Source organism: Micromonospora globbae (assembly GCF_036184225.1).
GTDB classification, from domain to species: Bacteria; Actinomycetota; Actinomycetes; order Mycobacteriales; family Micromonosporaceae; genus Micromonospora; species Micromonospora globbae.
On record NZ_CP108084.1, the window covers coordinates 308,777 to 332,676 of the forward strand.

The 23,900-nt window shown below is 75.4% G+C and carries 19 protein-coding genes; 8 read left to right on the top strand and 11 right to left on the bottom strand.

The features are described 5' to 3' along the window. The first annotated feature begins 6 nt into the window (after positions 1 to 6). Both mptB (OG994_RS01425) and mptB (OG994_RS01430) read left to right on the top strand, forming a co-directional pair. Entirely contained in the window at positions 7 to 1,410 is a 1,404-nt protein-coding gene (mptB, locus tag OG994_RS01425) for a polyprenol phosphomannose-dependent alpha 1,6 mannosyltransferase MptB (protein WP_192902066.1), read from the top strand. Between the two features lie 13 nt (positions 1,411 to 1,423). Next, entirely contained in the window at positions 1,424 to 2,998 is a 1,575-nt protein-coding gene (mptB, locus tag OG994_RS01430; RefSeq protein ID WP_328851965.1) for a polyprenol phosphomannose-dependent alpha 1,6 mannosyltransferase MptB, read from the top strand. Between the two features lie 184 nt (positions 2,999 to 3,182). Here the strand turns inward: mptB (OG994_RS01430) and OG994_RS01435 are convergent, their stop codons facing one another. The 3 genes from OG994_RS01435 to glnA form a co-directional block, all read right to left on the bottom strand. After that, complete coding sequence (locus OG994_RS01435; protein WP_328851966.1) at positions 3,183 to 4,175, bottom strand: serine/threonine-protein kinase; 993 nt, start codon at positions 4,173 to 4,175, stop codon at positions 3,183 to 3,185. Then, positions 4,172 to 4,537 carry a PadR family transcriptional regulator gene (locus tag OG994_RS01440; protein ID WP_328851967.1) on the bottom strand — a complete coding sequence of 122 codons (366 nt, stop codon included), beginning with the start codon at positions 4,535 to 4,537 and terminating at the stop codon, positions 4,172 to 4,174. Before OG994_RS01440 ends, OG994_RS01435 begins: the two co-directional genes overlap by 4 nt. Before the next feature lie 120 nt (positions 4,538 to 4,657). Further along, positions 4,658 to 6,082 carry a type I glutamate--ammonia ligase gene (gene glnA, locus OG994_RS01445; RefSeq protein ID WP_120327121.1) on the bottom strand — a complete coding sequence of 475 codons (1,425 nt, stop codon included), beginning with the start codon at positions 6,080 to 6,082 and terminating at the stop codon, positions 4,658 to 4,660. A gap of 263 nt (positions 6,083 to 6,345) precedes the next feature. Here glnA and OG994_RS01450 point away from each other — a divergent pair, with 263 nt between their 5' ends. Then, complete coding sequence (locus OG994_RS01450) at positions 6,346 to 6,741, top strand: RDD family protein (RefSeq protein ID WP_192902068.1); 396 nt, start codon at positions 6,346 to 6,348, stop codon at positions 6,739 to 6,741. A gap of 320 nt (positions 6,742 to 7,061) precedes the next feature. Here the strand turns inward: OG994_RS01450 and OG994_RS01455 are convergent, their stop codons facing one another. Then, entirely contained in the window at positions 7,062 to 7,751 is a 690-nt protein-coding gene (locus OG994_RS01455) for a DUF4191 domain-containing protein (RefSeq protein ID WP_120327124.1), read from the bottom strand. A 170-nt stretch (positions 7,752 to 7,921) separates the two neighbouring features. Here OG994_RS01455 and OG994_RS01460 point away from each other — a divergent pair, with 170 nt between their 5' ends. Next, positions 7,922 to 8,113, top strand: a complete 192-nt coding sequence (locus OG994_RS01460) for a hypothetical protein (protein ID WP_120327125.1) — start codon at positions 7,922 to 7,924, stop codon at positions 8,111 to 8,113. 368 nt (positions 8,114 to 8,481) lie between these two features. Continuing rightward, a complete protein-coding gene (locus OG994_RS01465) occupies positions 8,482 to 11,376 on the top strand; it encodes an ATP-binding protein (protein ID WP_328851968.1) in 2,895 nt (964 codons plus the stop codon). A 66-nt stretch (positions 11,377 to 11,442) separates the two neighbouring features. Here OG994_RS01465 and OG994_RS01470 read toward each other — a convergent pair whose 3' ends face one another. Further along, positions 11,443 to 13,260, bottom strand: coding sequence for a hypothetical protein (locus tag OG994_RS01470; RefSeq protein WP_328851969.1), 1,818 nt, complete (start codon positions 13,258 to 13,260; stop codon positions 11,443 to 11,445). Positions 13,261 to 13,335: 75 nt separating this feature from the next. Beyond that, complete coding sequence (gene lipA, locus OG994_RS01475; protein WP_120327127.1) at positions 13,336 to 14,388, bottom strand: lipoyl synthase; 1,053 nt, start codon at positions 14,386 to 14,388, stop codon at positions 13,336 to 13,338. Between the two features lie 366 nt (positions 14,389 to 14,754). Between lipA and aspS the strand changes: the two genes are divergently transcribed. After that, entirely contained in the window at positions 14,755 to 16,041 is a 1,287-nt protein-coding gene (gene aspS / locus OG994_RS01480; RefSeq protein WP_328851970.1) for an aspartate--tRNA(Asn) ligase, read from the top strand. A 113-nt stretch (positions 16,042 to 16,154) separates the two neighbouring features. Next, on the top strand, positions 16,155 to 17,183 hold the full coding sequence (locus OG994_RS01485) for an FUSC family protein (protein WP_328851971.1): 1,029 nt from the start codon (positions 16,155 to 16,157) through the stop codon (positions 17,181 to 17,183). 55 nt (positions 17,184 to 17,238) lie between these two features. On the opposite strand, the gene OG994_RS01490 is transcribed toward OG994_RS01485, so the two are convergent. The 3 genes from OG994_RS01490 to OG994_RS01500 all read right to left on the bottom strand — a co-directional run bounded on the left by OG994_RS01490 (position 17,239) and on the right by OG994_RS01500 (position 20,337). Beyond that, positions 17,239 to 17,631 carry a VOC family protein gene (locus OG994_RS01490; RefSeq protein ID WP_120327130.1) on the bottom strand — a complete coding sequence of 131 codons (393 nt, stop codon included), beginning with the start codon at positions 17,629 to 17,631 and terminating at the stop codon, positions 17,239 to 17,241. A 70-nt stretch (positions 17,632 to 17,701) separates the two neighbouring features. Next, a complete protein-coding gene (gene lipB / locus OG994_RS01495) occupies positions 17,702 to 18,343 on the bottom strand; it encodes a lipoyl(octanoyl) transferase LipB (RefSeq protein ID WP_120327131.1) in 642 nt (213 codons plus the stop codon). A gap of 167 nt (positions 18,344 to 18,510) precedes the next feature. Further along, positions 18,511 to 20,337: a DUF2079 domain-containing protein gene (locus OG994_RS01500; protein ID WP_120327132.1), complete on the bottom strand. Its 1,827-nt coding sequence runs from the start codon at positions 20,335 to 20,337 to the stop codon at positions 18,511 to 18,513. 241 nt (positions 20,338 to 20,578) lie between these two features. Here OG994_RS01500 and OG994_RS01505 point away from each other — a divergent pair, with 241 nt between their 5' ends. Then, complete coding sequence (locus OG994_RS01505) at positions 20,579 to 21,775, top strand: extracellular catalytic domain type 1 short-chain-length polyhydroxyalkanoate depolymerase (protein WP_120327133.1); 1,197 nt, start codon at positions 20,579 to 20,581, stop codon at positions 21,773 to 21,775. Between the two features lie 135 nt (positions 21,776 to 21,910). Here the strand turns inward: OG994_RS01505 and OG994_RS01510 are convergent, their stop codons facing one another. Together OG994_RS01510 and OG994_RS01515 are read right to left on the bottom strand one after the other, a co-directional pair. Further along, positions 21,911 to 22,810 (bottom strand): TIGR01777 family oxidoreductase, encoded by a 900-nt coding sequence (locus OG994_RS01510; RefSeq protein ID WP_120327134.1) that lies wholly within the window; start codon positions 22,808 to 22,810, stop codon positions 21,911 to 21,913. Between the two features lie 91 nt (positions 22,811 to 22,901). Then, the gene (locus OG994_RS01515; protein WP_328851972.1) at positions 22,902 to 23,900 is read right to left on the bottom strand and encodes an aldo/keto reductase; all 999 of its coding nucleotides are present in this window, start codon (positions 23,898 to 23,900) and stop codon (positions 22,902 to 22,904) included.

Here is a 23,900-nt window from a genome sequence, read left to right on the forward strand (position 1 = left end):
GCGGGCGTGCCTCACCACCTCTCGCGCTGGCTCGGACTGGCCGGGTCGGTGCTGCTCGCCGCCGCCGCGTACCTCGGCGGCGCGCTGCCGCACGCCGACCTGCGCCCCACCCCCGTCAGCATCTGGCAGGGCCCGAACGGGCCGTTGATCATCGGCGTCTGGCTGGCCGGCACGGCTCTGCTGAGCTGGGCCTGGTGGTCGCTGCGTGACCGGGTGCCCTCGACCCGGTGGGCACTGGTCACCGTCGGGCTCTGGCTGCTGCCGCTGCTGTTCACGCCACCGCTGGGCAGCCGGGACGTCTACGCCTACGCGTGCCAGGGCGCCAGCTACGCGGCCGGGATCAACCCGTACGAGCAGGGCGTCTCGGCGCTGCCCTGCCCCTGGCTGGACAGCATCTCGTACATCTGGCGGGACACCCCCGCGCCGTACGGTCCGCTGTTCGTGATGATCGCCGGGGCGGTGGTCCGGGCCACCGGATCCCTCGTCGGCAGCATCGTGCTGTTCCGGCTGCTCGCGGTGGCCGGTATGGGGTTGGCCGCGGCCTGCCTGCCGGTGCTGGCCCGCCGCTGCGGCGTACCGGCCGGCCGGGCGGTCTGGCTGGCGCTGGGCGGCCCCGTGATCGGTGTGCACCTGATCTCCGGCGCGCACAACGACGCCATGATGGTGGGGCTGCTCGTCGCCGGGCTGGCGGTGGTCGCGGCACGGCCGGGGCGCGCCGGCCCGCTGCTGGCCAGCGGCGTACTGCTCGGGCTCGCCGGCGGGATCAAGGCGACCGCGCTGGTCGTGGTGCCGTTCGCGGCGCTGGCCGCCATCGCCGGCGGGTTCTCGATCCGGGCGCTGGTGCGCGACGGCGGCTGGGTGGTCGGCGGCGCGGTCGCCACGGTCGTGGGGGCGACGTTCGCCGCCGGCCTCGACTTCGGCTGGATCAGCGGCCTCGAACAGGGCAACCTCGTGGTCGCCTGGAGCTCGCCCACCACGGGCGTCGGGCAGACCGTCGACTACCTGGGGCGCCTGTTCGGGTGGCACAGCGACGCGCTGCCGGTCACCCGGGCCATCGGGATGGCGGCCCTGGCGATCCTGCTGGTCTGGCTCTGGTGGCGCGCCCGCACTCGGGACCCGCTCTGGCACGCCGGGCTGGCACTGGCCGCCACGGTGGCGCTCGCCCCGCTCTACCACCCCTGGTACTGGACCTGGCCGCTCGCGGTGCTCGCCGCCACCTCGCGGCGGCGCACCGGGTGGTTCGCGGCGGTCGCGCTGGCGTCGGCGTTCCTGGTGCTGCCGGACGGCACCGGCCTGCCCCGGTACACCAAGACGGTCGGGGCGCCGCTCATGACGCTGTTGGTGATCGTGGTGGTGGTCCGCTTGGTACGGTCGGCTCGGGCGGCCCGCCGGCCGGTCGCCGGGAACTGAGGAGGCGGCGCCGGTGACCGGACCCGGCGCCCGTCCGCACCCGGCCGAGGGGGGCCCGGTTTCGACGCCCCGGACACGGCACGCCGACCACCGGGCCCGCGCGGCGCGGTACGCCGGCCTCGCCGGCGCGGTGCTGCTCGCCATCGCCGGGTGGCTCGGCGGAGCACTGCCGTCCGCGCCGCTGTCCCGGGTCACCCCGGTCACCGTCTGGCAGGGCCGGCACGGGCCACTGGTGCTCGTCGCCTGGGCGCTCGGCACCCTGCTGATCGTCGGCGCCTGGTGGTCGCTGCGCCGGGGCGCCCCGTCGACCGGTTGGGCGTACCGCACCGCCGGGCTCTGGGCACTGCCGCTGCTCGCGACCGCCCCGCTCGGCAGCCGCGACGTCTACTCGTACGCGTGCCAGGGCTGGGCGTACGCGCACGGCGTCGACCCGTACGTGACCGGGGTCGCGGCGGCCGGCTGCCCGTGGGTGGACGCCGTGGCGCCGATCTGGCGGGACACCCCGGCCCCGTACGGGCCGCTGTTCGTGCTGCTGGCGGCGCTGGCGACGGTGCTGGGCGGTGGGCTGACCGGCACCGTCGTGCTGCTGCGGCTCTTCGCGCTCGCCGGGGTGCTGCTCGCCGCGCTCTGCCTGCCCGGGCTGGCGCGGGCCGCCGGCGTGCCGACCCGGCGGGCGGCGTGGCTGCTGCTGGCCAGCCCGCTGGTCGGGGTGCACCTGCTGGCCGGCGCGCACAACGACGCGGTGATGCTCGGGCTGCTGCTGCTCGGGTTGCTGGTGCTGGTCCGCCTCCCGGGCCGGCCCGGCGCGCTGCTGGTCGCCGGCGCGCTGCTCGGGCTCGCGGTGGCCGTCAAGGCGAGCGCCGCCGTCGTGCTCCCGTACGCCGCGCTGGCGGCCGTGCACGGCCGCTACACCGTACGGGCGCTGCTGCGCGACGGCGGCTGGCTGGCCGCCGGGGTGCTCGCGGCGCTGGCCGGCGGCTCACTCGCCTCCGGTCTCGGGCTCGGCTGGGTGCGCGGGCTGAGCCGCAGCGGCGACTCCGAGCAGTGGACCTCGCCACCGACCGCCGTGGGGTTCGTCGTCGACTACGCCGGCGGGCTCGCCGGCCGGAGCCCGGACGCCGTCCCGGTGTTCCGGGCCGTGGCGCTGCTCGTGCTGGCCGCGTTCCTCGTGATGCTGTGGTGGCGGGCGTGGGGGACGCTGCGCCGGCTGGGTGACGCCCAGCAGCGGGTGGCCCGGCTGGCCGCCGCCCGGCCCCGGGTCGCGCTGCGCGCCGCCGGCCTGGCCCTGGCCGCGGCCGTGGTGCTCGCCCCGGTGTTCCACCCCTGGTACGCCACCTGGCCCCTGGCGCTGCTGGCCGTCACCGCGGCCGGACCGGGCGAGCGCAGGCCCCGCCTCGGGACGCGGACCACGTGGGTGGTGCTGCCGTGCGCGGTCGCCGCGCTCCTCACGCTGCCCGACGGCACCAACCTGGCCCGGTTCACGAAGGCCCCCGGCGCGATCACGATGACCGCCCTCGCGCTGACCCTGGCGGCCCTCCTGACCCGCGCCGCAACCCGCCGCCCCGACCCCCGCAACGACCCCGGTTGATCACCCCGCCGACCCCCGCACCGACCCCGGTTGATCATGAGGTTGGCGGGGCGATTGGAGATCGAAGACCCCGCCAACCTCATGATCGACGCACACGGGCGCACAGACGGCCGCACACGGGCGCACAGACGGCCGCACACGGGCGCACACGGGCGGAGCGCGGCGCGGACCGGGCGGTCCCGGATCAGCGGGGGGAGCCGCAGGTCGGGCAGGTGTGTGCGGTGGGCGGGAGGCCGGCCGGTCGACGGCCACGGTGCCGCGCGGCGCGGCCGGCGGCCAGTGCCAGCCACAGCACCGCCAGGTTCAGTGCCACGACCCCGCCGGCGGTGACGGCGAACGTGACGTCGTCCTGCGGATTCCAGCCCGACGCCTTGCCGGTCAGGAACGCCAGGGGGCGCAGCGCCAGCAGCCCGCCGGGCGCGACGAGCAGCAGCATGGCCCACAGCCCCCGCCGATCATCGGCCAGCACCCGGGCCACGGCGATCAGCATGGCGACGACCAGCAGGGCCGGGGCGGAGGTGGTGAGGGCCGTTCCCGGGTCGCCCCAGCGGTAGGACCAGTCACCCAGTCCGTGGGTCGTCGTGGCGGCGGCCGTGGCCCCGGCCGCGAGGGGCGGCAGCCGGAGCCACCAGCCGCCGTCCGTCGGGAGCGCGAGCGCCAGCAGGCCCAGGACCACCTGCGGCAGCAGCACGAACAGCGGCGGCCGGGGAAGGCCGGCGGCCGCGCTGACCGGTACGACCGCCACGGTGACGGCCAGGGCGAGGCCCACCGCCACCCGGGTCCACCGGACGGGCGCCACGGCGGCGACGACGGCGGTGAGCAGCCACGCCAGCCAGCAGGCCACGCCGACGGTGGCGAACGGGCCGAACGCCACCCAGTCCACGCTCGGCGCGGCGATCTCCGCGCTGGCCCAGACGCCCGCCACGCCGGTCGCGGCGGGGAGGGCGATCAGGGCCGCGAGGCGTACGCCCGGAAGCAGGTCGGCGGCCCCGGCGGCGCGCAACCGCTGGCGCAGGCCGCCGCGCAGCAGGTCCGCGGCGTCCGCGACCGACGGCCAGCGGCGGTCCGGGTCGGCGAGGTCGAGGTACGTCCCGACGATCTCGGCGCCGCGCGCCCGGCGGTAGTCGGCGGGGTACGCGCGCAGCAGGCGCAGGTAGCGGCGTTCCAGGTCGCTCATGCGAGCCCTCCCGCGAGACGGGGCGCGGCGGCCGGGGCGGCGCCGGAGCGTGCGCGCAGCCGGGTGCTGGCGGCCTCGACGTTGCGGCGCAGGCGCTCGGTCTCGGCGGTCAGCGTGGCCTCGCCGTCGCCGGTGAGGCGGTAGTAGCGGCGCAGTCGGCCGTCGACCACCTCCTCCCGCTCGACGGCGACGAGGCCGGCGTCGACCAGCCGGTCGAGCGCGCCGTAGAGGGTGCCGGGGCGCAGCGAGACGCGGCCGTCGGAGAGGGCGGCGACCTCGCGGATCAGGCCGTAGCCGTGCATCGGCGCGGCGGCCAGCGCGGTGAGGATGAGGAAGGTGGGTTCGCGCAACGGTGTGTCCACGGCGCCAATATATCGGACGCGAAGGTATACCGGGTGCCGATACGGGGGATGTTGCCGGAACGGCGACCGGGCCGGCTCCGCGGGGTGCGGAACCGGCCCGGCCGGGATGGAGCGTGAGGCTCAGCAGTCGAAGTACATGGCGAACTCGTGCGGGGTCGGGCGCAGACGCACCGGGTCGACCTCGTTGGCCCGCTTCCACTCGATCCACGTCGAGATCAGGTCCGGCGTGAAGACGCCGCCCTCCAGCAGGTAGTCGTGGTCGCTCTCCAGCCGGTCGAGCACCTCCGGCAGCGAGCCCGGAACCTGCTTGACGTCGCCCCACTCCTCCGGCGGCAGGTCGTACAGGTCCTTGTCGATCGGCGCCGGCGGCTCGATCTTGTTGCGGATGCCGTCCAGGCCGGCCATCAGCATCGCCGAGAAGGCGAGGTAGACGTTCGCCGACGGGTCCGGGACCCGGAACTCGACGCGCTTGGCCTTCGGGTTGCTGCCGGTCACCGGGATGCGGGTGCAGGCGGAGCGGTTGCGCTGCGAGTACACCAGGTTGACCGGGGCCTCGAAGCCCGGCACGAGCCGGCGGTACGAGTTGACGGTCGGGTTGGTGAACGCCAGCAGCGACGGGGCGTGGTGCAGCAGGCCGCCGATGTACCAGCGGGCGGTGTCCGACAGGCCGGCGTAGCCGGTCTCGTCGTAGAACAGCGGCTCACCGTTGAGCCAGAGGCTCTGGTGGGTGTGCATGCCGGAGCCGTTGTCGCCGAACAGCGGCTTCGGCATGAAGGTGGCCGTCTTGCCGTTCGCCCACGCCTCGTTCTTCACGATGTACTTGAAGAGCTGGAGCTGGTCGCCGGCGTGCAGCAGGGTGGAGAACCTGTAGTTGATCTCGGCCTGGCCGGCGGTGCCCACCTCGTGGTGCGAGCGCTCCACGCTGAACCCGGCGTCGACCAGGCGACGGACGATCTTGTCGCGCAGGTCGGCGTAGTGGTCGACCGGAGGCACCGGGAAGTAGCCGCCCTTGTACGCGGTCTTGTAACCGCGGTTGCCGCCCTCCTCGTCGCGGCCGGTGTTCCACCAGCCCTCGATCGAGTCGATGTAGTAGAACGACTGGTGCGGGGACGTCTCGTGTCGGATCGAGTCGAAGATGTAGAACTCCGCCTCGGGGCCGAAGTACGCGGTGTCGGCGATTCCGCTGGCCGCCAGGTAGGCCTCGGCCTTCTTCGCCACGTTCCGCGGGTCCCGCGAGTACGCCTCCCGGGTGAACGGGTCGTGGATGAAGAAGTTCAGCGCGAGGGTCTTCTGCGCGCGGAACGGGTCGATGAAGGCGGTGGCCACGTCGGGCAGCAGGAGCATGTCCGACTCGTGGATTGCCTGGAAGCCGCGGATCGACGAACCGTCGAACGCGAGGCCCTCGGTGAAGATGTCGTCGTCGACGGACTCGACCGGCAGGTTGAAGTGCTGCATCACGCCCGGCAGGTCACAGAAGCGTACGTCGACGAACTTCACGTCCTCGTTCTTGAGGTAGCGCAGAAGTTCCTCGGGGTTGGCGAACACACGTCCTCCTGGCACGTCCACTCGTTGTCTCAGTCTGCTGGCGACGCTATGGCCGGGCGGTTGCCCGGCCGTGTCTTGAGTGTTTCTGCCGTGTTACGTCCCTCGCGGAGCGTCATCGACGCTGCTCCTCTTCCCCGGGCCGGCGTGGGTACGGCGTCGGCCCGTGCCATTCTAATGATGAATGCTCCTATTGGTCCGAATTGGCGTGGAACGCTCGCGGCCGGCCGGGGCCCGGCCAGCCCCGCTGGTTACCCTTGACCGCTGTGACGAACCCCCGCGACCAGCACCCGGTGCCGCCCGCCGCCGACCCCTCGTTCACGCCGCCCAGCATCGGCCGGCGGTTCGGCGCGCTGCTCATCGACTGGATCCTCTGCCTGCTGCTGTCGCGGATCTTCGCCGACCCGGTCCGGGACGGCTGGGCCCCGGTGCTCGTGCTGATCCTCGAGTACGGCTTCTTCATCGGCCTCTTCGCCCAGACCCCGGGCATGTACATCACCCGCATCCGCTGCGTGCACTGGCTCGACGGCGGGCGGATCGGCGTACTGCGCGGCCTGCTGCGCGGCCTGCTCCTCGCCCTGGTCGTGCCGGCGCTCGTCATGGACACGCACCGCCGCGGCCTGCACGACCGCGCCGCCCACTCGGTAATCACCCCCGCGTAACCCGCCCTCCGCCCCGCGCCCCCGCGCCCCCCGCGCGCCGTGCCCCGCCCCGTCCTCGGCGATCTTGCAGTTTCTGCCCCGACATAAGGGGCGGAAGTCGCAGAACGAGGGCCGAAAGTGCAAGATCGCTGGGCCTTGGGCCTTGGGCCTTGGGGCTTGGGGCTTGGGCGGCGGCGCGGCGCGGCGCGGGGCGTGGGGCGGGGCGTGGGGCGGCGCGCCGTGCTGGCACGGCTCCGGTGCAGCAGTGCCTGGGTCACGGCTGCCGACAGCAGGAGGGCCGGACCCCCTCGGGTCCGGCCCTCCTGGCGTACGCGTGCGGGTCAGCGGCCCCGCATCTGGCGGAACGCGCTGCGCGGCGGCCGCATGTTCTTCGGGATCGCGCCCTTGGGCAGCTGCGGCCGAGCGCTGAGCGCCTTGAGCCGCTTGTCGAGCGCGTTGACGTCCTTGCCGCTGAGGGCGCGCGGCAGCCGCATGAGCGTCATCCGCAGCTTGCGGATCGGCAGCTCGCCCTCACCCTGGCCGATCACGTAGTCGTGCAGCGGCGCCGAGCCGATCACCTTGGCGAGCCGGCGCTTCTCCTGGCCGAGCAGGCCGCGGACCCGCTGCGGGTTGCCCTCGGCCAGCAGGATCACGCCCGGGCGGCCGACGACCAGGTGCACCATGTCCATCTGCGTGGTGGCGGTGACGGCCGGGGTCACCCGCCAGTCGCCCCGCATGCTCTCCATGATCTGGGCGGCCGCGCCGGGCTGCCCCTCGGCGGCGTTCATCATCGCCTTGTTGGAGCGCAGGTTCAGCACGATGAGCACCGCGAGCAGCGTGAACAGGATGCCCAGCGGCAGCCAGATCCAGCCCCAGAGGATCACCGCGACGACGGTCAGCGCGAGCGGGATCAGCACGGCGCCGGCGACCAGCGGCGCGAACCACCGGTCCTGCTTGGCGGTGAACTGGAACACCATGCCGATCTGCTTCAGCCGCTGGCCGAACGAGACCTTCTCCTGGGGCTTTGCCATGCGCCAGAGTCTAGTGGGCCGCGCGCACCCCGTTGATCCGTGGCCGGGCTGAGTACCTTACGGCCGCCGAGCCCTCCCGCCGGGTCGCGTAAGGAGGGGGCGACCGTCGAAGATCGGGCGGCGTACCCATGTCTCGCCGGCACCTTCGGGCGAAGAGTCGAGGTTGTCAGATGACCTCGACGAAACAGGAGTACGCCATGTTCGGCACCGACCCGGACTTCATCCTCTCCCTGCACCGTGCCCACGCCGCCGAGCTGCGGGCCGAGGCGGCGGCGGACCGGCTGGCCCGGTCACTGCCCCGCCGTGGCGCCCGCGGCTGGTTCGGCCGGCGCCACCAGGCGCGCGACGACGACCGCCGGTGACCGCGCCCGGGGCCGACCACGCCGGGCAGGCCGCACCCTCGGCCGGTCGCGCCGGGTCGGCCGCACCCCCGGCCGGTCGCGCCGGGAAGGCCGCACCCTCGGCCGGTCGCGCCGGGCAGGCCGCACCCCCGGCCGGCCGCGCCGGGTCGGCCGCACCCTCGGCCGGTCGCGCCGGGTCGGCCGCACCCTCGGCCGGTCGCGCCGGGTCGGCCGCACCCTCGGCCGGTCGCGCCGGGTCGGCCGTACCCTCGGCCGGCCGCGCCGGGTCGGCCGCACCCCCGGCCGGTCGCGCCGGGCAGGCCGCACCCTCGGCCGGTCCGGCGGGCGGCGGGTCCGCCGCCGGTCCCGGTCGTGGCATCCTCGAACCCGTGACCGTACGCGCCGCCAGCACCGTCCTCGTCGGCCGCCAGACCGAGCTGTCGGCGCTCCGCGCGGCGCTGGCCCGCGCCCGCGGCGGGGAGCCGGGCACCGTCCTCGTCGGCGGTGAGGCCGGCGTGGGCAAGACCCGCCTGCTGGAGGAGTTCGGCGCCGTGGCCACCGCCCACGGCGCCCGGCTGCTCGTCGGCCAGTGCCTCGAACTGGGCGAGGCCGGCCTGCCGTTCGCGCCGTTCGCGTCGGCGCTGCGGGAGGTGCTGCGCCAGGACGGGCCGGGCGTCCTGGAGGGGTACGAGGCCGAGTTCGCGCGCCTGCTGCCGGAGCTGTCCCGGGTGCCGGCCGTCGTCGGGGCGCCGCTGCCCGTGTCCGTCTCCGACGCGCCGCGCGGCTACCTGTTCGACCTGGTCGCGGACCTGCTGCACCGGCTCGCCGCGGCGCGTCCGCTGGTGCTCGTCATCGAGGACCTGCACTGGGCCGACCGGTCGACCCGGGACCTGATCGGGTTCCTGGTGCGCAGCGGCCGCCCCGGCCAACTCCTGCTGGTCTGCACGTACCGCACCGACGAACTGCACCGCGGTCACCCGCTGCGCCCGTTCGTCGCCGAGCTGGACCGGGTGCGCGGCGTCGAACGGCTCGACCTCGGCCGCCTCGACCGGGACGGCACCGCCGCGATCCTCACCGACCTGCTCGGCGCCGAACCGTCGGCGCGGGCGGTCGACGACGTCCACGACCGTACGCAGGGCAACCCGTTCTTCATCGAGGAGCTGGTGGCCGCCGGTGACCCCGTCGGCTGCGCCGCGCTCCCGCAGACCCTCCGCGACCTGCTGCTGGCCCGGGTCGACCGGCTTCCGGACGCCGCCCAGCGGGTGCTGCGCATCGCCGCCGCCGGCGGCACCCGCTTCGCCCACGACCTGATCGCCGAGGCGAGCGGGCTGCCCGAGGCGGAGCTGGAGGACGCCCTGCGCGCCGCGGTGGCCGCGCAACTGGTCGTCGCCGATCCCGACGGGGGCTACGAGTTCCGGCACGCCCTCGTCCGGGAGGCGGTGCACGACGAGCTGCTGCCGGGCGAGCACGCGCGGCTGCACGCCCGGTTCGCCGCCGCCATCGAGGCGCAGCCGCGCCTGGTCGCCGCCGGCCGCGCGCCGGCGGAGATCGCCCACCACTGGTACGCCGCGCACGACCACCCCCGTGCCCTGGTGGCCGCCCGCGCGGCGGCGTGCGCGGCCGCCGACCGGTACGCGTACGCCGAGCAGAGCCGGCTCCTGGAACGGGTCCTCGAACTGTGGGAGCTGGTGCCCGACGCGGCCGACCGGCTGGGCATGGACCACCTCGCGCTGCTGGAGGAGACGGTGGCCGCCACCGTCACCGCCGGCGACTACCAGCGGGCCCTCACGCTCACCCGGGCCGCCCTGGCCGAGGTGGACGCCGACGCCGAGCCGCTGCGCGCCGCCCGGCTCCTCGACCGGCGGGCCCGGATGCTGGCCATGCTCGGCAAGGCGGACGGCGCCGCCGAGCTACGGGAGGCGTACCGGCTGGCCGGGCGGGTCCCGGACGACACCCTGCGGTTGCCGCTGCTCGCCGGGATCGCCGCCCAGCTCGCCCGGATCGACCCGGTCGACGGGACCCGGCTCGCGTCCGAGGTGCTGGCGACCGCGCAGGCGTCGGGCGTGGACCGGGCGCTGCTGCCCGTGCAGCTCACGGTGCTGGCCCGCCGACAGGGCTCCGCCGATCTGGGGCTCGCGGAGCTGCGTCGCGCCGAGCAGGTGGCGCGGGCCACCGGCGACGCGGAGAGCCTGGTCGTCGCGCTGGTCTACCTGTCCGACGTCCTCTACGAGCTGGGCCGGTACGCCGAGTCGGCGCAGGCCGCCGCGGACGGTGTCAGCGAGGCGCGACGGTTCGGGATCAGCCGTTCCACCGGCGCCTACCTGCTCTCCAACCAGGCCGAGGCGCTGCTCGCCCTCGGCCGCTGGGCGGAGGCGGAGGAGACCTGCGCGGAGGCGGCCCGGCTCGACCCGCCGGGGGTCTCCGGACTGCACTGGCTGCAGTTGCGGGCCGGGCAGCGGCTGGCGCAGGGACACCCGGGTGCCGACGAGGCGGTCGGCCGGGCCCTCAGCTACCTGAGCCGGCCGTACCTGCACCCGCACCAGCGGCTGCCGCTGCGGGAGCTGCAACTGGAGGCGGCCCTGGTCGCCGGTGACCGGGACGAGGCCGCGCGCGCGGCCGAGGCGGCGCTCGCCGACCCGGCCGTGCCCGAGTGCCCCCGGTACGCCTGGCCGGTGCTCACGGCGCTGTCCCGCACCGCCGCGGACACGGCGGACGCGCCGCTGGCGGCCCGGGTCGCGGCGCTCGCGGCCACCGTGCCGGCGCGGTTCCCGGCCGAGCGGGCGCACGCCGCCGAGGTCGCCGCCACGGTGGCCCCCGGTACGGATCGGCTGGCCGCGTGGCGTCGGGCGGTCAGCGCCCGGCGGGCGGACGGCCAGCCCTGGCTCCTCGGCCGGGCGCTGCTCGCGCTGGCCGAGGCCGCCGCCGCGGCCGGCGAGCGGGACGAGGCGTCCGCGGCGATCGAGGAGGCGACCCGGATCGCCGGCGGCCTCGGCACCCCGCGACTGGCCGCGCAGGCCGCCACCCTGGCCCGCCGCGTCGGCCTGCGCGGCGCCGCCGGGGGCCGCCCCGGCGCCGACCTGCTCACCGAGCGGGAGCGGGAGGTGCTGCGGCTGGTGGCGGAGGGGCACAGCAACAGCCGGATCGCCGAGGCGCTCTTCATCTCGCCGAAGACCGCGAGCGTGCACGTGTCGCGGATCATCGCGAAGCTCGACGTGAGCAACCGGGTCGAGGCCGCCGCCCTGGCCCACCGCCTCGGCCTGCTCGGCGACCCGGCCGCCCGCTGACCTGACGCCCGCGCGGCCACCTGCCGTGGGGCTGCCACGTCGACCGGTGCGCCCCGGCCGGAGGCGTCACCGCGGCAGGTAGATCCGCCAGCCGTCGACGTCGACCGGGCGGAGGCCGCCGGCGCGTACCCGCTCGTCCAGCCGCACCGCCAGCGGCGAGCCCGTCGGGGCCACCCACGCCGGTGCCGGCGCGGCCGCCACCGCCCGGCGGTAGGGGGCGTACCGGTCGAACCCGGGGCGCAGGTCGTCGCGCACCACGGCGCAGACGACGTCCTCGCCGCTGGCGAAGGTGAGCCGGTTGCACGTCCAGTAGCCGCCGTAGACGTGTCGTACGCCCAGGTCGCGCAGCGTGTCGACGAGCACGGCGTGCCGGGCCTCGGCGGCCCGGGCGGCAGGGGCCGCGGCGGCCGCCCGGTACGTCGCCCAGCCGGCGCTCGCCACGGTCGCGGCGAGCACGGCCGCCGCCACGGCGGCGAGTGCGCGGCGCGCGGAACGTCGCCCGCCCGGCCGCGCCGCCGCGCCCGTGTCCGGGCAACCCTCGCGGGAGTCGTGCCCGCGCCGCGAGAGCAGGTCGCGGGCGGCCCGCCAGAGCGGCCAGAGCAGCGCCGGCAGCGAGACGAGCAGGCAGGACAGGTAGCGCGAACTCTCCACCGGGGTCCGGCCCGCGGCGCTGCTCAGCGCGTACGCGGCGAGGGTGGCCGCCGCGGCCGCCAGCAGGGCGAGCCGCAGCGCGGCGGCCACCCGCGGGCCCGACCCGGCGGGGCCGTGCGGCACCCGCCCGGCGGCGGCGTGCCGCGCCCGCCCGCCGGGAACTTGAACGGCGGCGGGCGGCACGGCGGGAACGGGATCGACGTGCCGCGCACCTCCGGCGGAAGCAGGATCGGCGGCGGCGTGCCGCGCCCCTCGGGCGGGGGCGGTCGGGGCCCGCAGCGCACGCCAGGCCGTGACCGCGCCGACGACGAGCAGCACGGGCAGCGCGAACGCCCACCAGAGCTGCCACGGGGCGCAGTGGCTCGGCGCGCAGAAGCCCATGCCGAGTGGAGGGCCGACCAGCAGGCCGCCGTGCAGTCGCTCCGGCCAGCCGGCGGGCTCGCCGGCGCCCCCCGCCGCGGCGAACACGGCGGTCAGCGGGTTGCGGCCGGTCAGCAGGCTGTTGACGAGCAGCGGGGCGGCGCCCACGAGGGCCGCGACGCCGAGCAGCGCGCCGGCCCGGCCGCGCAGTTCGTGCCGGCGGAACGCGACCAGCACCGCCCCGGTGGCCGCCACGTACGGCAGGACGAGCGGGTCCACCCAGATCATCAGGCCGGCGAGGAGGCCCCAGGCCGCCCAGCGGGCCAGGCGGCGGCCCGGCCGGCCGGCCGCCAGGTCGTACGCGAGCACGGCGAGGGCCACCCCGGCGGCGTTCATCTCGGGGTAGCCGCCGCCCGCGATGAGCTGGTTCTTCACGATCCGGTCGGAGCCGAACGCGAGCAGCACCGCGACGAGCAGCGCGAACCACCGGTCGCCGGTCAGCCGGAGCGTGAGCCGCCAGGCGAGCAGCGCGAAGACCGCGTACAGCGCCAGCGTGACCAGGCGCAGCCCGAACACCGACGGCCCGGTGAGCGCGAGCACGGGGGCGGCCAGCCACGCCTCCAGCGTCCCCATGTACGCCTGCCCGTAGAACCAGACGGGGAACTTCTGGCCGCGGCCGATGTGCAGCGCGGCCAGCCCCATGATGGCCTCGTCGCTGTTCGTCGGCGGGGCGTCCCAGGCCAGCAGGGCGAGCCGGTAGCCGATCCCGCCGAGCACCGCGAGGACGGTGAGCACGCCGACCGGCCGGGCCCACCGGGGACGCGGCGGCACGCCCCGCGCGTCGCGGGGCTCCTCGCGTACGCCGGCCGTCATGGCCCGATCATGACACCCGCGGGCGGGCGGGCCGCGCACCGGCGCCGGATCGGTCGGCGCCGGTGCCGCGGTGGATCAGCGGGCGGTGGCGACGGCGCTGCTGTCGCGGGCGGCGAGCGCCTGCTGGTAGAGCCGGCCCGCGCGGTACGACGAGCGCACCAGCGGCCCGCTCATCACCCCGGCGAAGCCGATCTGCTCGGCCTCCTCGCGCAGTTCCACGAACTCCTCCGGCTTCACCCACCGCTCGACGGGGTGGTGCCGGGGGCTCGGACGCAGGTACTGGGTGATGGTCACCAGCTCGCACCCGGCGTCGTGCAGGTCGCGCAGCGCCTGGGAGACCTCGGCCCGCTCCTCGCCCATGCCGAGGATGAGGTTGCTCTTGGTGACCAGGCCGGCGGCGCGCGCCTGGCGGATCACGTCGAGCGACCGCTCGTAGCGGAACGCCGGCCGGATCCGCTTGAAGATCCGCGGCACGGTCTCGACGTTGTGCGCGAGCACCTCGGGGCGGGAGCCGAACACCTCGGCGAGCTGCTCGGGGACCGCGTTGAAGTCGGGGATCAGCAGCTCCACCCCGCAGCCGGGCTGGAGTGCGTGGATCTGCCGGACGGTCTCGGCGTAGAGCCAGGCGCCGCCGTCGGGGAGGTCGTCGCGGGCCACGCCCGTCACGGTGGCGTAGCGCAGGCCCATCGACACGACCGACTCGGCGACGCGGCGCGGCTCGTCGGCGTCGAACTCGGCCGGCTTGCCGGTGTCGATCTGGCAGAAGTCGCAGCGGCGGGTGCACTGGTCACCGCCGATGAGGAAGGTGGCCTCCCGGTCCTCCCAGCACTCGTAGATGTTGGGACAGCCGGCCTCCTGGCAGACGGTGTGCAGCCCCTCCCGCGAGACGAGCCCGCGCAGCTGGGTGTACTCCGGCCCCATCTTGGCCTTGACCTTGATCCACGGTGGCTTGCGCTCGATCGGCGTCTCGGCGTTGCGGGCCTCGATCCGCAGCATGCGCCGCCCCTCGGGGGCGGGCGTCGCGGTACGCGCGGCCTGGCCGGTCGTCGGCGCGGAGTGCTCGATCGTCACGAAACCGAGCCTACGCCCGACGGTGCCTGTCGATGTACCTCGGGCGACCGGCGTCACGTCCGGGAGCCTGTGACGCCGCACACCGGCTCGGGGTGAAAATCCGTCACAACCTGAGGGGAGCTGCTGCTAGGGTCTCCCGCAACTGCGACGACGGAGCCGAGTAGCGGCCCGACCCGCCAGTGCAGAGAGCCGCCGATGTGCTGGGAGGCGGTCTGGCGACGGGCCCGCGAAGACCCTCCCGAGCAGCGGGAAGAACGGCGCGCCCGAACGGCCGCGTCCAGTAGAGCCCGCCGGCTGGCCCACGTCACGGGCGACGAACGAGGCCCCCGCCCGCGCGGGGGTGAAGGTGTGGTGGCACCGCGAGGTTCCCGCTCGCCCACACCTCCCTGGGATCGCGTTGCGACCGAACAGGAGGTGTCCGCCATGCAACGCGTCCTCTCCGCCCAGCTCCCCGCCCACGTCGGCGGGACCGTCCGGATCGCCGGCTGGGTGCACCGCCGCCGCCTGCTCAAGTCGGTGGCCTTCCTCGTCGTGCGGGACGCCGCCGGCCTGGCGCAGGTGGTGGTCACCGACCCGGCGGTCCGCGCCGGTATCGAGGAGTTGACCGAGGAGACCGTCGTCGAGGTGACGGCCACGGTGGTCGCGAACCCGGCGGCGCCCGCCGGGGTCGAGCTGACCGCCCCGGTCGTGCGACCGCTCGGCCCGCCCGCGGTGCCGCCCCCGTTCGACCTGTACCGGCCGGCGCTCACCGCGAGCCTGCCCACCCAGCTCGACCACGCACCGGTCGCCCTGCGCCACCGGACACGGTCGGCGGCGCTGCGCATCTCGGCGGCGGCCGTCGGCGGCTTCCGGGCCACGCTGGACGCCGCCGGCTTCGTCGAGATCCACACGCCGAAGGTGGTCAGTTCGTCCACCGAGTCCGGGGCGAACGTCTTCGCGCTGGACTGGTTCGGGCGGCCGGCGTACCTGGCGCAGTCACCGCAGTTCTACAAGCAGCTGATGGTCGGCGTGTTCGAGCGCGTCTACGAGGTGGGGCCCGTCTTCCGGGCCGAGCCGCACGACACCGCCCGGCACCTGGCCCAGTACACCTCGCTCGACGTCGAGTTGGGCTTCCTCGCCGACCACCGGGACGTGATGCGGGTGCTGCGGGACGTCCTCGCCGGGATGCTCGCGGCCGTGGCGGACCGGGCCGCCGGCGCGGTGGCCACGCTGGGGATCACGCTGCCGGCCGTTCCGGCGCGGATCCCGGCCGTCGACTTCACCGAGGCGCTGGCGATCGCCGGCGCCCCCACCGACGAGCCAGACCTCGCCCCGGCGCACGAGCGCGCGCTGGGGGAGTGGGCCCGCCGCGAGCACGGCTCGGACTTCCTCTTCGTCACCGGGTACCCGATGGCGAAGCGCCCGTTCTACACCCACCCGGACCCGGAGCGGCCCGCGTACAGCAACGGGTTCGACCTGCTGTTCCGCGGCGTCGAGCTGGTCACCGGCGGGCAGCGGCTGCACCGGCACGCCGACTACCTGGCGGCGCTGGCCGCGCGGGGCGAGCCCGTCGCGCCGTACGCCGGCTACCTCGACGCGTTCCGGCACGGCATGCCGCCGCACGGCGGGTTCGCCATCGGTCTGGAACGGTTCGTCGCCCGGCTGACCGGGGCGGCCAACGTCCGCGAGGTCACGGCCTTCCCGCGCGACCTGCACCGCCTGACGCCCTGACGACCGGCGCACCGGGGGCGACGGCCTCCGGTGCGACACGCGGCCGGGCGCGGGTGAGCGCGCCCGGCGTGCGGGTACCCCGCCCCGGGCGACGGGCGGGGGTGACGGACGGGATGGGCGAGCGGACGCGGGCGGCGCTGCGCGGCCTCCTGTCCGTCCGTCCGGTGCCGGGCGCACACCGGGTCGCGCTGCGGGCCGGGATCAGCGTCGGCGTCCCGCTGCTCACCGTGCTGGCGCTCGGCCGCCCGGGCTGGTCGGTGTACGCGGCCTTCGGTGCGTTCACCTCCCTGTACGGGCGCAACCACGTGCACCTGTCGCGGGCGGTCATGCAGGTGAGCGCCGGAGCGGCGCTCACCTGCTCGGTCGTGGTGGGCGTGCTCGTCGGGTCGCTGGAGGCGCGGGCGTGGGTCGCCGTGCCGGTGGCCGCGGCCGTCGCGGCGCTCGGCGCGCTGCTGGCCGCCGCGCAGGACTGGCACCCGCCGGGGCCGCTGTTCCTCGTCTTCGCGTTCGGGGCCGTCGCGTCGGCCCCGCGCACGGTCGCGGACGTGCCGGTGGCCGCCGCCGTGGCCGGGCTCAGCGCGCTGTTCGCGCTGGTGGTCGGCAACGTGGGCAGCGTCCTCTCCCGCCGGCGGAGCCGGCCGGCCCGGCTCGCACACGTGTGGACGTGGCAACCGGTGCGCTACGCCCTCGCCGTCGTGCTGGCCGGCGGCGTGGCGACGGCGGCGGGGATCGGCCACCCGTACTGGGCGATGGTGGCGGCGGTGGCCCCACTGAGCGCCGTGGGTGTGACCGCCCAGCTCGTCCGCGCCGCGCACCGCGCCCTCGGCACGCTGCTCGGGCTGCTGACCAGCGCGGCGCTGCTGGCGCCGCACCTGTCGCCGTACGCCACGGTGCTCGTCGTCGCGGGACTCCAGATCGTCACGGAGCTGCTCGTGGGGCGGAACTACGGGCTGGCCCTGCTGTTCGTCACACCGATGGCGCTGCTCATGGGGCAGCTCGCGGTGGCCCGGCCGCCGGGGGAGCTGCTCTTCGACCGGGGGGTGGAGACGGTGATCGGGGCGGCCGTCGGCGGCGCCATCGTGCTCGCGGAACCGTGGCTGTGGCGGCGGAGCCCCACCGGCGCGTGGGCACCGGAGCGCTGACGCCGGTCAGGCGGGGCCGAGAGGCCGGGTCGAGCGGTCCGGCCGGGTCGAGCGGTCAGGCGGGGCCGAGGAGGTCCCAGCGGTTGCCGGCGATGTCGCGGAAGACCGCCACCCGGCCGTACGGTTCGGTGCGCGGCGGCCGTACGAACTCGACCTTCGCGTCGACCATCCGTCGGTAGGTGGCGTCGAAGTCGTCCACCTGGAGGAAGAATCCGACCCGGCCGGCCGTCTGGTCGCCGACCACGGCCTCCTGCCGCTCCCCGTCGGCGCGGGCCAGCAGCAGGCCCGTGCCGCCGCCCGGCGGGCGGACGACCACCCAGCGCTTCGGCCGGCCGTCGTTGGTGAGCGACGGGGAGTCCTCCACGAGCTCGAACCCGAGCACCTCGGTGAAGAACGTGATCGCCGGGTCGTACTCGGCGACGACCAGGGTGACGAGATCGATCCGCACCGGGCGAGGGTACGCGATCAGGCTGCCGGCTCGGCCGGCGCCGGGGCGGGGCTGCCGGCCTGCCCTCGCCTCAGACCTGCACGAGGGTGGGCAGGTGGCGCTCCACCACCGGCAGCACGTCGGCCACGGTGACCGGGCGGCCCAGCTCGGCCGTGAGCGAGGTGGTGCCCGCGTCCCGGATGCCGCACGGCACGATCCGGTCGAAGTACGCGAGGTCGCAGTCGCAGTTGATGGCGAAGCCGTGCAGGGTCACCCCGCGGGCGACGCGGATGCCGATGGCGGCGACCTTGCGGGCGGGGCCCCGGTCGTCCTCGGGCACCCAGACCCCGCTGCGTCCCTCGACCCGGCCCGCGGTCAGGCCGAACTCGGCGCAGACGTCGATGAGCATCTGCTCGGTGCGCCGCACGTACGCGACCACGTCCACCGGGTCGGGGAGCCGCACGATCGGGTAACCGACGAGCTGGCCCGGCCCGTGCCAGGTGATCTTGCCGCCCCGGTCGACGTCGACGACCGGGGTGCCGTCCATGGGCCGGTCCCACGGTTCGGTGCGCTTGCCGGCCGTGTAGACGCTCGGGTGCTCCAGCAGCAGGACCGTGTCGCCCTGCTCGCCGGCCACCACCCGCTCGTGCAGGCGGCGCTGCTCGTCCCAGGCGGCCTGGTAGTCGAGGACACCGGCGCGGACGGCCGTGAGGCCGGAGGTCGTCGTGCTCACGCCGTTCAGCGTAGACCCGGGACGGCCCGGTGGCGCTCGTGAGCCGCCTCACCGACGGCCGTGCCCCGCGGGTCGGCGCGGCGGCGCCGGCCGGGCGGGCGCTCGCGGCGTGCGGGGAAGGGCGCGGTGCGGCGTAGGTGACGACGACACGGAGGCGGCGGCGCGGCTCAGGAGCGGGGGATCCGCCAGAGCCAGACGTCGTCCACCCGCTCGGGCCGCCCGAGCAGCGCGGTGGCCGTGCGGAGCACCGCGTCCTCGTCGACGTCGAACTTCGCGCCGTGCACCCGGTCGGGGAGCACCACCGCCTCGACCCGCCAGTACGCCAGGTCGGCCCGAACCTCCCGCAGCGTCCCGTCGGTGACGATCGGCACCATGCCGGTCCGGGCGGCCTGGTCCATCAGCGCGTTGAAGGGCCGCGGCACGGGCCCGATCCGGCCCCGGCCGTCGGGCCCGCCCGGGCCGAGGAAGAAGCCGGCCGGGATGCGGAACTCCCCCTGCCGGTGGGCGAGGGCGTACGCCTGCCAGCGCTGGCCGTCGGGGTAGACGTCCACGGCCACCGGCACCGGGGTGAGCACGCCGCCCGGGGAGACGTACTCCTTCCAGGTGCCGGCGGTGATGAACCGGGGGATCGGCTCGCGCTCGCTGGTCAGCAGCGGCGTCGGCACCAGCGGCAGCAGCGCGACCACGAAGCCGAGCGCCCAGGCCGCCTCGCTGAAGCGGTGCCGGGGCGGTGCGGTCCGTAGCTGGTCGATCGTGTACGCGAGCAGCAGCCCGATCACCGGCGCCACCACGAGCGCAAGCCGGGCGGGCAACGCGGCGTTCACCACCGGAAGCTGCCCGAGCAGGTCGAACGGCATCGGCACGTCGGTGCGGTCCCCATCGACCTTGGCGACCGGCCCCCACGACAGCACGCTGAACACGACCGCGAGGACGCCCAGCGCCCAGAGGGTGGCCCGGCGGCCCGGGTCGGCGCGACGCCAGAGCGCCACGAAGCAGACCACGGTGAGCAGCAGCAGCGGCGCGCCGAAGAACGAGTTCTCCTCCGTGGGGTTGGGCGCCAGCGAGGTGCCCAGGCCCGCCTCGCCGGCCAGGGACCGGCGCGGGTACGAGACGAACGCGGCGATGTCCTCCGAGTGGATCACCGGATCGAAACCGGTGCCGTGGAAGCGTTGCGGACCGGCGAAGTGCAGCCACAGCGGGTACGCGAGCAGCGCACCCGCCACCACGGCGGCCACTCCGAGCCCGCGCAGGAAGGTCGGCAGCGCCGCGCGCGCCTCGGCGCGGCGGGCCGGGTGCAGCGACCAGACGACGACGAAGACGCCCAGCGCCAGCGCGGTGAAGAACAGCCCCTCGGCGGCGATGGAGAACGCGACCGCCACGAGCACGCCGAAGATCGTCCCGTCGCGCAGCCAGTGGCCGGGCCGGCGCAGCGCGAACAACCGCCAGATCAGCAGCGGCACCAGCCAGCCGGCGGTCCAGTTCAGGTGCGCGTTGGCGTGCGAGACCATGCCGGGGGAGTAGGCGATGAACAGGCCGCCGACGCCGGCGGCCAGGCGGCTGCGGACGTACTGCCGGGACAGCAGCAGGTACCAGGCGACCGCCGTGGCGGCCAGGTTCAGGGTGAGGATCACCAGGAACGTCACCGGCGGCCCGACCAGGTAGGTGAGCGGCGCGAAGACCACCGCGTAGACGGTGACCGAGGTGTTGACCGCGAGGTTCACGCCGTCGGGGACGTTGATGAGGTGCGTGAAGAACGGGTTCTCGCCGTGGGTCAGCGCGTGCCCGCCGAACGCCAGCAACCACTCGAAGAGGGCCTGGTCGCTGGAGTTGACCGTGACGGCGCGGACGTTGGGGTCCCGCCACAGGCCGCTGGTCACCCAGACGGCGAGGACGAGCGCGGCCAGGACCACGATCAGGTCGGCGCGGCGGCCTCGGGCGGTGCGTGGCGGGGACGCGGGTGCGGGCCCGGTGGCCACGGACGGGGAGGTCGGCACGCAGCGGACGTTACCAATCGGACCTGGAAGTACCGGTCATACGTGCAAGGAGGGGCTCCTTCTTGTCGCTCTCGGTGGGGTAGAGGCCCGTGCCGCCCGGGGCGAGCACTCCTCACGTCCGGCGTACACAACGGCGCTCACGAATGTGTGACCGCGACCCATGTCACATCGATGTCATGGCGTCGTAACGTCGCGGCAATTCGCACGTGACCCAGTTCACATTTCGTTCCCGGAGGCCGCCGTGCGCCGCTCCGCACCCCTGCTCACCCGGCTGACCGCGGTGGTCGCCGGGTTCGTCCTCGCCGTGGCCGGCGCGGTCACCCTCGCCGCACCCGCCCAGGCCGCCAGCCTCACCCAGGTGACGAGCTTCGGCTCGAACCCCGGCAACCTCGCCATGTACGCGTACCGGCCGGACAACCTCCCGGCCAACCCACCCGCCGTCGTGCTGCTGCACGGCTGCACCCAGAACGCCAACGCCTACTTCACCAACTCCGGCTGGCGAAAGTACGCCGACCAGTGGAAGTTCGCGCTCATCGTGGCGGAGCAGAAGTCCGCCAACAACGCCACCAGCTGCTTCAACTGGTTCGAGCCGGGGGACACCGCCCGCGGCCAGGGCGAGGCGCTGTCGATCAAGCAGATGGTCGACCACGCCACGGCGAACTTCGGCGTCGACGCGGGTCGGGTCTTCGTGAGCGGCCTGTCGGCCGGCGCCGCCATGAGCGCCGTCATGCTCGCCGCCTACCCCGACGTCTTCGCGGCCGGGTCGATCGTGGCCGGCATCCCGTACCGCTGCGCCACCAGCATGGTCAACGCGTTCGGCTGCATGAACCCGGGCACCGACAAGAGCCCGGCGGCGTGGGGCGACCTGGTCCGCGGCGCGTACCCCGGCTACGGCGGACCGCGGCCGCGGGTGGCCATCTGGCACGGCACCTCGGACACGACGGTGGCCCCGCTCAACGGCGCCGAGTCACGCGACCAGTGGACGAACGTCCGCGGCGTGTCGCAGACGCCGACCAGCACCACGTCCCTGCCCGGCGGCACGAGCCTGGAGGTGTACGGCAACGACGACGTACGCCTCTACCGCGTCTCCGGGATGGGCCACGGCACCCCGGTCGACCCGGGCAGCGGCGCCGACCAGTGCGGCACCGCCGGGGCGTACTTCCTCGACACCATCTGTTCGGCGTACCGGGACGCGCTCTTCTTCGGCCTGGACGGCGGCGGAGGAGACCCCACGACCCCGCCGCCCACCACGACCCCGCCGCCGGCGCCGACCTGCGTGACCGCGAGCAACTACGCGCACGTCACCGCGGGGAGGGCGTACCAGTCCGGGGGCTACGCGTACGCGAACGGCTCCGGCCAGCGGATGGGCCTCTACAACACCTTCTACACGAGCACGCTGAAGCAGACCGGCCCCAACTACTGGGTGATCGGCTGCTGACCCCCGCGCCCGCCCGCCCGCGCCGCCGGCCCCGCCCCGCCTGCCCCGGTCGATCATGAGGTTGTCGTCCCGACACGCCGTGACCGGTGACGACAACCTCATGATCACCGGGGCTGGACCCGGGGACGGGCGGGGTCAGGTGGTCAGGGCGGCGTGGAGGGCGGACGGCAGGTCGGGGTGGCGGTACTGGAAGCCGGCGCGGGTCAGGACGCCGGGGAGCACCCGGGAGCTGGACAGGGCCTCGACGGCGAAGCCGCCCAGCGCGACCTTCAGCGCCACCGCCGGGACCCGCAGGAACGCGGGCCGGTGCAGCTGCCGCGCCAGCTCCCGGGTGAACTCCGCGTTGGTGACCGGGGCCGGGCCGACCACGTTGACCGGCCCGGCCACGTCGTCGCGTGCCAGCACGAACGCCACGGCGTCGAGGAAGTCGGCCATCGACAGGCAGGGCCACCACTGCCGGCCGCTGCCCAGCCGTCCGGAGACGCCCAGCCGCATCGGCAGCAGTTGCGGCTTGAGCATCCCTCCGTCGCGGTCCAGCGGCAGCCCGGTGCGCAGCCGCGCCACGCGGACGCCGGCATCCTCGGCCGGCCGGGTGGCCGCCTCCCACACCCGGGCCACGTCGGCGAGGAATCCCTCGCCGGCCGGCGCGTCCTCCTCCACGGCCCGGTCGCCGGTGTCGCCGTACCAGCCGACGGCCGACGCGTTGATCAGCACCGCGGGCCGGTCCTCCGCCGGCAGCCCCGCGATGGTGATGGCCACCGTCGTCGTGGTGTCGACCCGACTGGTCCGGATGATCCGCCGGTACTCGTCGGTCCACCGCCGGTCGCCGACGCCCGCGCCCGCCAGGTTGACCACGGCGTCGGCCTCGGCCACCAGCGCCGGGTCGAGCTGCGCGGCGGACGGGTTCCACTGCCGCTCGTCGGGTGCGCGCGGCGGGCGGCGGACCAGCCGCGTCACCTGGTGGCCGTCGGCGACGAACCGGTCGACCAGCCGGGTGCCGAGGAAGCCGGACGCGCCGGCCATGAGGATCCGCATGCTCACATCTTCCGGTACGGACGGGGTGCCGCACGCGTCGAGTCCGGATGGCCGCCCGATGCGGCAGCCGCCGCACCGGGCCGGCGCGGGCTCACGCCGCTGGTGCGGGCCGCACGTCGGACAGCAGGCGCTCCACCTCGGCGACGGCGTCGGCGCCCAGCGGGCCGAGCGCGAGGGTGGCGGCGTTCTCCCGCACCTGCGCGACCGTCCGGGCACCGGGGATCGGCACCGTCCGGGGGCTGCGGGCCAGCAGCCAGCCCAGCGCGCCCTGGGCGAGGGTACGACCGTCGGAGGTCAGCGCCGCCCGGATCCGCTCGACGCGGGCGGCCCACTCGGGGGTCGGCCGGCCGTCGGTGAACCAGACCAGCCACTCCGGCGCCATCCCGCGGACGTCGTCGCGGCCGACCGCCCGCTTCGAGCCGGTGAGCAGGCCCATCGCCAGCGGTCCCCGGTTGAGGCTGGCCAGGTCGTACGCGTCGCAGACCGCCAGCATCGCCGCGTTGTCCAGCAGCACCGACTGGTCGTGCTGGACAGCGGTGCAGTGCGTCCCGGCCTTCGCGAACGCCTCGGCCGAGTCGGGGTGGTCGGTGCTCCACCCGTACGCCCGGATCTTGCCCTGGGCGACCAGGCCCTCGAGCGTGTCGACCAGGTCGAGCGCGGCGGTCGCCGGAAGGTCGTTGATGTGCAGCTGGTACAGGTCGACGTGGTCGGTGCCGAGCCGCCGCAGCGACTCCTCCAGGCTCTGCACGGCGTACGCGGGGCTCGGGTCGGTGCCGGTCCACCGGCGGGTCGCCTCGTCGGCGCGGTTGCCGAACTTCGTGGCGATGACCGCCCGGTCCCGGCGGCCGGCGAGTGCCCGGCCGAGGATCCGCTCGCTGTGCCCGGCGCCGTAGTTGCTGGCTGTGTCGAAGAGCGTCACGCCCGCGTCGAGCGCGGCGTGGATGGTGCGGATCGACTCGTCGTCGTCGACCTCGCCCCAGCCGAACGGCTGCCCGCCGTCGCCCCACAGTGGTCCGCCGATGGCCCAGCAGCCCATGCCGATCGCGCTGACCTCGATGCCGCTGCGGCCCAGTGTCCGTGTCATGCTCAT

Bases quoted from the DNA above. Each gene is read 5' to 3' on its own strand.
- OG994_RS01435 (WP_328851966.1), bottom strand. From the start codon at position 4,175: ATGAGCGACCTGGAACGCCGCTACCTGCGCCTGCTGCGCGCGTACCCC.
- OG994_RS01455 (WP_120327124.1), bottom strand. From the start codon at position 7,751: ATGGCAAAGCCCCAGGAGAAGGTCTCGTTCGGCCAGCGGCTGAAGCAG.
- OG994_RS01460 (WP_120327125.1), top strand. From the start codon at position 7,922: ATGACCTCGACGAAACAGGAGTACGCCATGTTCGGCACCGACCCGGAC.
- OG994_RS01470 (WP_328851969.1), bottom strand. From the start codon at position 13,260: ATGACGGCCGGCGTACGCGAGGAGCCCCGCGACGCGCGGGGCGTGCCG.
- aspS (WP_328851970.1), top strand. From the start codon at position 14,755: ATGCAACGCGTCCTCTCCGCCCAGCTCCCCGCCCACGTCGGCGGGACC.
- OG994_RS01485 (WP_328851971.1), top strand. From the start codon at position 16,155: ATGGGCGAGCGGACGCGGGCGGCGCTGCGCGGCCTCCTGTCCGTCCGT.
- OG994_RS01510 (WP_120327134.1), bottom strand. From the start codon at position 22,810: ATGCGGATCCTCATGGCCGGCGCGTCCGGCTTCCTCGGCACCCGGCTG.
- OG994_RS01515 (WP_328851972.1), bottom strand. From the start codon at position 23,900: ATGAGCATGACACGGACACTGGGCCGCAGCGGCATCGAGGTCAGCGCG.